Source organism: Paracoccus sp. PAR01 (assembly GCF_014851995.1).
GTDB classification, from domain to species: domain Bacteria; phylum Pseudomonadota; class Alphaproteobacteria; order Rhodobacterales; family Rhodobacteraceae; genus Paracoccus; species Paracoccus litorisediminis.
Genome location: NZ_JACVAW010000051.1, coordinates 1 through 5,601 on the forward strand (window position 1 = coordinate 1; position 5,601 = coordinate 5,601).

At 65.7% G+C, this 5,601-nt stretch carries 6 protein-coding genes; all 6 read right to left on the bottom strand.

The window, feature by feature from the left end:
- Positions 1 to 3: 3 nt before the first annotated feature.
- Complete coding sequence (locus tag IB235_RS24295) at positions 4 to 756, bottom strand: ABC transporter ATP-binding protein (protein ID WP_192338925.1); 753 nt, start codon at positions 754 to 756, stop codon at positions 4 to 6.
- Complete coding sequence (locus IB235_RS24300; protein WP_192338927.1) at positions 750 to 1,817, bottom strand: iron ABC transporter permease; 1,068 nt, start codon at positions 1,815 to 1,817, stop codon at positions 750 to 752. Before IB235_RS24300 ends, IB235_RS24295 begins: the two co-directional genes overlap by 7 nt.
- A complete protein-coding gene (locus IB235_RS24305) occupies positions 1,807 to 2,931 on the bottom strand; it encodes an ABC transporter substrate-binding protein (RefSeq protein ID WP_225612610.1) in 1,125 nt (374 codons plus the stop codon). Before IB235_RS24305 ends, IB235_RS24300 begins: the two co-directional genes overlap by 11 nt.
- A gap of 97 nt (positions 2,932 to 3,028) precedes the next feature.
- Positions 3,029 to 3,175 carry a DUF2474 domain-containing protein gene (locus IB235_RS24310; protein ID WP_192338929.1) on the bottom strand — a complete coding sequence of 49 codons (147 nt, stop codon included), beginning with the start codon at positions 3,173 to 3,175 and terminating at the stop codon, positions 3,029 to 3,031.
- Positions 3,175 to 4,185: a cytochrome d ubiquinol oxidase subunit II gene (gene cydB, locus IB235_RS24315; RefSeq protein ID WP_192338931.1), complete on the bottom strand. Its 1,011-nt coding sequence runs from the start codon at positions 4,183 to 4,185 to the stop codon at positions 3,175 to 3,177. Before cydB ends, IB235_RS24310 begins: the two co-directional genes overlap by 1 nt.
- A gap of 3 nt (positions 4,186 to 4,188) precedes the next feature.
- Entirely contained in the window at positions 4,189 to 5,601 is a 1,413-nt protein-coding gene (locus tag IB235_RS24320; protein WP_192338933.1) for a cytochrome ubiquinol oxidase subunit I, read from the bottom strand.

The following is a 5,601-nucleotide window of genomic DNA, read 5'->3' on the forward strand; positions in this document are numbered from 1 at the left end:
CCCCTAGCTAGCTCTTCCATCGACGATGAGTTGTGGTTTTCCTTTTGAGCAGGGTTCGATGCGGGCGGTGACGTCGAAGACGTGGCGCAGGAGGTCTGGGGTGACGACCTCGGGGGTGGGGCCGCAGGCGATGAGCTGGCCGGACTGGATGACCATGGCCGCGTCCGAGAAGTGCAGGGCGTGGCCGATATCGTGCAGGGCGACGATGATCAGCAGGCCCTGCTCGCGGGTCAGGCGGTGCAGCAGCGCCAGCAGGTCGATCTGGCGGCTGAGATCCAGGGCCGAGGTCGGCTCGTCCATCAGCAGGATCTGCGGGTTCAGCACCAGGACCTGCGCGGCGCTGACCATCTGGCGCTGACCGCCGCTGAGATCGCCGATATTGCGCTGGCGCAGATGGGTGATCGCCAGCAGGTCCAGGATGCGCTCGACCTCGGCATGGTCCTCGGGGGCGACCTGCAACCGGCGGCCCTGCATCCGGGCCAGCAGGATGGATTCGTAAACCGTCAGCACCGGGCGGGCACCGCTGTCCTGGGGCATATAGGCAATGGGGCGGGGCACGGTGGCGCCCGTCACCCGGACCTCGCCGCCGCCTTTCAGCAGGCCGAAGATGCGCCGGAACAGCGTCGATTTCCCGGCGGCGTTCGGTCCCAGCAACGCCACCAGCTGGCCGCCCTGCAGCACCGGGGTCGAGATCCCGGACAGCACCGGGCGACCGGCATAGGACGCCGACAGATCCTGAAGTTGCAGGCTTACCATGACGCGGCCTTCCGGTTCAGGATCAGGTACAGAAAGAACGGGATGCCGACCAGCGAGGTGACGATGCCGATCGGGATCACCGTTCCGGGAATGACCATCTTTGACAGGATCGAGCCCACCGACAGGATCAGCGCCCCCGACAGCGCCGCGCCGGGCAGCAGGAAGCGCTGGTCCTCGCCCAGAAGCATGCGCGCGATATGCGGGCCGACCAGCCCGATGAAGCCGATGGTGCCGACGAAGGACACCGAGATCGAGGCCAGCAGGCTGACGATCACCAGCACCTCCAGCCGCAAGCGGCGCGGGCGGATGCCCATGCTTTCGGCCTTGGCATCGCCCAGCCGCATCGCGGTCAGCGCCCAGCCACGGCGCGCCAGCAGGGGGGCCGCGACCAGCAGCACGGTCAAGGAAATCCACAGCTTGGGCCAGGTCGCCTTGGTCAGGCTGCCCATGGTCCAGAACACCACTGCCGCCACCGCCTGCTGGCTGGCAAAGAACTGGATCAGCGACATCAGCGCGTTGAAGATGAAGACCAGCGCGATGCCCAGCAGCACGATGGTCTCGCTGGTGACGCCCTGACGCAGGCTGAGGCCATAGATCGCCAGGGCGGTCAGCATCGCCATCAGGAAGGCGTTGATCGGGATGACATATTCGATGGCGAAGGGGAACAGGCTGACGCCGAAGGCCAGGGCCAAGGCCGCGCCGAACCCTGCCCCGGCCGAGATCCCCAGGGTGAAGGGGCTGGCCAGCGGGTTGTTCAGGATGGTCTGCATCTGCACGCCGGCGATCGACAGGCTGGCGCCGACCACCGCGGCCATCAGCGCCACCGGCATCCGGATCTGCCACAGCACGACGCGGACCTGATCCTCGACCTGCGACGGCCAGATCAGCGCCTGCAGCACCTGCCCCAGCGAGTAGCGCGCCGGTCCCAGCGCCAGATCGACGCAGATGCTGAACATCAGCGCCAGCGCAAGACCCACAAGGATGATCTGCCGACGCAGCACAAGGGCGCGATAGAAATCGCGCCCCTGGGACACTTCGGCAATGTCCGCCTTACTTGTCATTCAATGAGACCCAGTAGCCCGGCGTGTAATCGACCGGCAGGAAGCGTTCGTGCAGTTCCTTCAGCGTCGCCTCGGGGTCGAGATCGGCGAACAGCTCGGGCTGGATCCATTTGGCCAATTGCTGGACGGCGACGAAGTAATAGGGGTTGTCATAGAACTGGTGCCAGATCGCATGGACCTGACCGGTCTTGACGGCCGTGATGCCGGTCATCGCGGTGCGGGTGGTCAGCGCCTGCAGCTTGGTGCGGGCCAGATCCAGATCCGCGCCGGGGCCGACGCCGATCCAGGCGCCGCCGGGGACATAGGCCTCCCAGTTGCCGCCGGTGACGATGACCTGATCGGGATTGGCGGCGATGATCTGTTCGGGGTTCAGCGTGCCGAAGGTGGTGGGCAGGATGTCCTTGGCGATGTTGGTGCCGCCGGCGATCTCGACATATTCGCCGAAATTGCCATTGCCGAAGGTCATGCAGCAATCGTCCGAATAGCCGCCGGCGCGGTCGACAAAGACCTTGGGGCGCTGGATCTCGGCCTTGGCGATGACATCGGTGACGCGCGCCATCTGGTCATGGACGTAGTCGACATATTCGGCCGCCTTGTCCTCATGCCCGGTCAGCTGGCCCATGATCTGCATCGACTGCACGCTATGGGCCATCGGGTCTTCGCGGAAATCGACATAGACGATCGGAATGCCAAGCGCGCCCAGCTTCTTGTCATAGCCCGCATCCTCGGTCGCGGCCTTGGATTCGAGGTTCATCAGGATCAGGTCGGGCTTCAGCGCCGCGGCCTGTTCCACGTCGAAGGTGCCGTCCTTGAAGCCGCCAAAGGTCGGCAGCTCCTTCAGCTCGGGGAACTTCGCGGCATATTTGGCGTAAGTGTCGGGATCGGCCTCCAGCAGGTCCTGCCGCCAGCCGACGACGCGGGCGAAGGGGGCCTCGCGTTCCAGCACGCCCAGCAGGTAGATCTGGCGACCCTCGCCCAGAATGATGCGCTTGGCCGGGGCCTCGACCGTGACTTCGCGCCCGGCGACATCGGTCACGGTGATCGGATCGGCCATGGCCGGAAGCAGTTGCGCGGCACAAAGCAGGCCCGTCAGGGCGGCCAGACGAATAATCATAGAGCGATCCACATGTAAAAGCCGGTATTGGCGCCGCTCTATGAAGCATGAGTGAATTAGTCAAGAATGCGGGCGCACCGCTCGGCCAAAACCCGCGTCAGCCGGTCATGCCCGCCATGCTCATCACCCCGCGAAACAGCAGCGCCACCGCGCCCAGTGCCAGCACGCTGGCCGCCCAGATCAGCACCAGCCAGCCGATCCGGCGCAGCCATTGCCGGGGTTGCCGGGATTGCGGGGCGGCCATCAGTGATAGCCCTCGCCCGCCTTCACCTTGCCGCGGAACACGTAATAGGACCATGCGGTATAGGCGAGGATGAAGGGGATGATGAACAGCGCGCCGACCAGCGCAAAGCCCATGCTTTGCGGCGGCGCCGCCGCCTGCCAGATCGAGATGCCGGGCGGGATGATGTTCGGCCACAGGCTGATCGCCAGCCCGCTATAGCCCAGAAACAGCAGGACCAGCGCCAGCAGGAACGGCGCGCTGTGGCTGCTGCTGTGGCGCATCGCCCGCAGCAGCGCCCAACCGGTCAGCACCACCAGCGCCGGCACCGGGGCCAGCAGGATCAGGTTCGGCAGCGCGAACCAGCGGCTCGCGATCTGGGGATGGGCCAGCGGCGTCCACAGGCTGACCGCCGCGATCGTGGCCAGCACCGCCAGCGTCACCGGCCGGCCCAGTTCCCGCATCCGGGCCTGCAGCGCGCCTTCGGTCTTCATCACCAGCCAGCTGGCGCCCAGCAGCGCATAGGCCAGGATCATCGCCAGCCCGGTGAACAGGCTGAACGGGGTCAGCCAGTCAAAGACCCCACCGGCATAGCTGCCGTCCCGCAGCTCGAACCCGTTGATAAAGGCCCCCAGCGCCAGCCCCTGCGAGAAGGTCGCGACATAGGAGCCCCAGGCAAAGGCCTTGTCCCAGAAGGGCTTGTGCGCCTCGTCGGCCTTGAAGCGGAACTCAAAGGCGACGCCGCGCCAGATCAGCCCGGCCAGCATCAGCATCAGGGGCAGGTAAAGCGCGCTGAGGATCACCGCATAGGCCAGCGGAAACGCCGCCAGCAGCGCCGCACCGCCCAGCACCAGCCAGGTCTCGTTGCCGTCCCAGACCGGGGCGACGCTGTTGACCATCGCGTCGCGGTCGTCGCGGTCACGCACGAAGGGGAACAGGATGCCGATGCCCAGATCGAACCCGTCCATGATCACATACATCATCAGGCCAAAGCCGATGATCATCGCCCAGAGCAGCGGCAGATCGATACCCATGGCTTACCTCCCTTGCCTGTCGATGCTGTCGGGCGCGGCCGAAAGCGGCCGGGCCGGGCGCTGCGATTGCGGGCCGGGATCATGCGGATGGTCGGGAATGGTCTGCGGCCCCTTGGCGACCAGCTTCAGCATGTAGCGGATGCCGGTGCCGAAGACCGCGAAATACATCACGATGAAGACCAGCAGCACCGCCGTCAGCACCGGCGCCGAATGGTTCGAGACCGCGTCCTTGGTCCGCATCACCCCGTAAACCACCCAGGGCTGGCGGCCGATCTCGGTGGTGAACCAGCCAGCGAGGATCGCGATCAGCCCCGAAGGCCCCATCCACAGCGCCAGCCGCAGGAACAGGCCGCAGTCGTAAAGCCTGCCGCGCCAGCGCCGCCACAGGCTCCAGCCGCCCAAGGCCAGCATCAGGAAACCCAAGCCCACCATGAGCCGGAACGACCAGAACACCACCGTGGCATTGGGGCGGTCCTCGGGGGGGAATTCGCTCAGGCCCTTGAACTGGCCGTCCAGGCTATGGGTCAGGATCAGGCTGCCCAGGCGCGGGATCTCCAGCTTGTAGCGGGTCTCTTCGGCGGCCATGTCGGGCCAGCCGAACAGGATCAGCGGCACGCCCGCGCCGGGCTCGTTGCGCCAATGCCCCTCCATCGCCGCGACCTTGGCCGGCTGGTGCTGCAGCGTGTTCAGCCCGTGCTGGTCGCCGATCACCACCTGCAGCGGCGCCACCACCACCAGCATCCACATCGCCATGGAGAACATCTTGCGGATGCGGCGGTCCTGATTGCCGCGCAGCAGGTGCCAGGCCCCCGCCGCCCCCACGAACAGCGCCGTCGACAGAAAGGCCGCCACCGTCATATGCGCCAGCCGATAGGGGAAGGAGGGGTTGAAGATCACCTTCAGCCAGTCGGTCGGCACCACGACGCCGTTCACGATCTCGAAGCCCTGCGGGGTCTGCATCCAGCTGTTCGAGGCCAGGATCCAGGTGGCCGAGATCAGCGTGCCGATCGCCACCATCACGGTGGCAAAGAAATGCAGGCCCGGCCCGACCTTGTTCCAGCCAAACAGCATCACCCCCAGAAACCCGGCCTCGAGGAAGAACGCCGTCAGCACCTCATAGGCCAGCAGCGGCCCGGTCACCGACCCGGCAAAGGCCGAGAAATAGCTCCAGTTGGTCCCGAACTGATAGGCCATCACCAGCCCCGAGACCACGCCCATGGCAAAGTTCACCGCAAACACATGCGACCAGAAATGGCACAGATCCAGATAGGCCCGGTCCCGCGTCCACAGCCACAACCCCTCCAGCACCGCCAGATAGCTCGCCAGACCAATCGTGATCGCCGGAAACACAATGTGAAACGACACCGTGAAACCAAACTGAACTCGCGCCAACTCCAACGCACTCAGCGTAAACAT

Coding starts and splice junctions, on each gene's coding strand:
- cydB (WP_192338931.1), bottom strand. CDS start 4,185: ATGGGTATCGATCTGCCGCTGCTCTGGGCGATGATCATCGGCTTTGGC.
- IB235_RS24305 (WP_225612610.1), bottom strand. CDS start 2,931: ATGATTATTCGTCTGGCCGCCCTGACGGGCCTGCTTTGTGCCGCGCAA.
- IB235_RS24320 (WP_192338933.1), bottom strand. CDS start 5,601: ATGTTTACGCTGAGTGCGTTGGAGTTGGCGCGAGTTCAGTTTGGTTTC.
- IB235_RS24295 (WP_192338925.1), bottom strand. CDS start 756: ATGGTAAGCCTGCAACTTCAGGATCTGTCGGCGTCCTATGCCGGTCGC.
- IB235_RS24300 (WP_192338927.1), bottom strand. CDS start 1,817: ATGACAAGTAAGGCGGACATTGCCGAAGTGTCCCAGGGGCGCGATTTC.
- IB235_RS24310 (WP_192338929.1), bottom strand. CDS start 3,175: ATGGCCGCCCCGCAATCCCGGCAACCCCGGCAATGGCTGCGCCGGATC.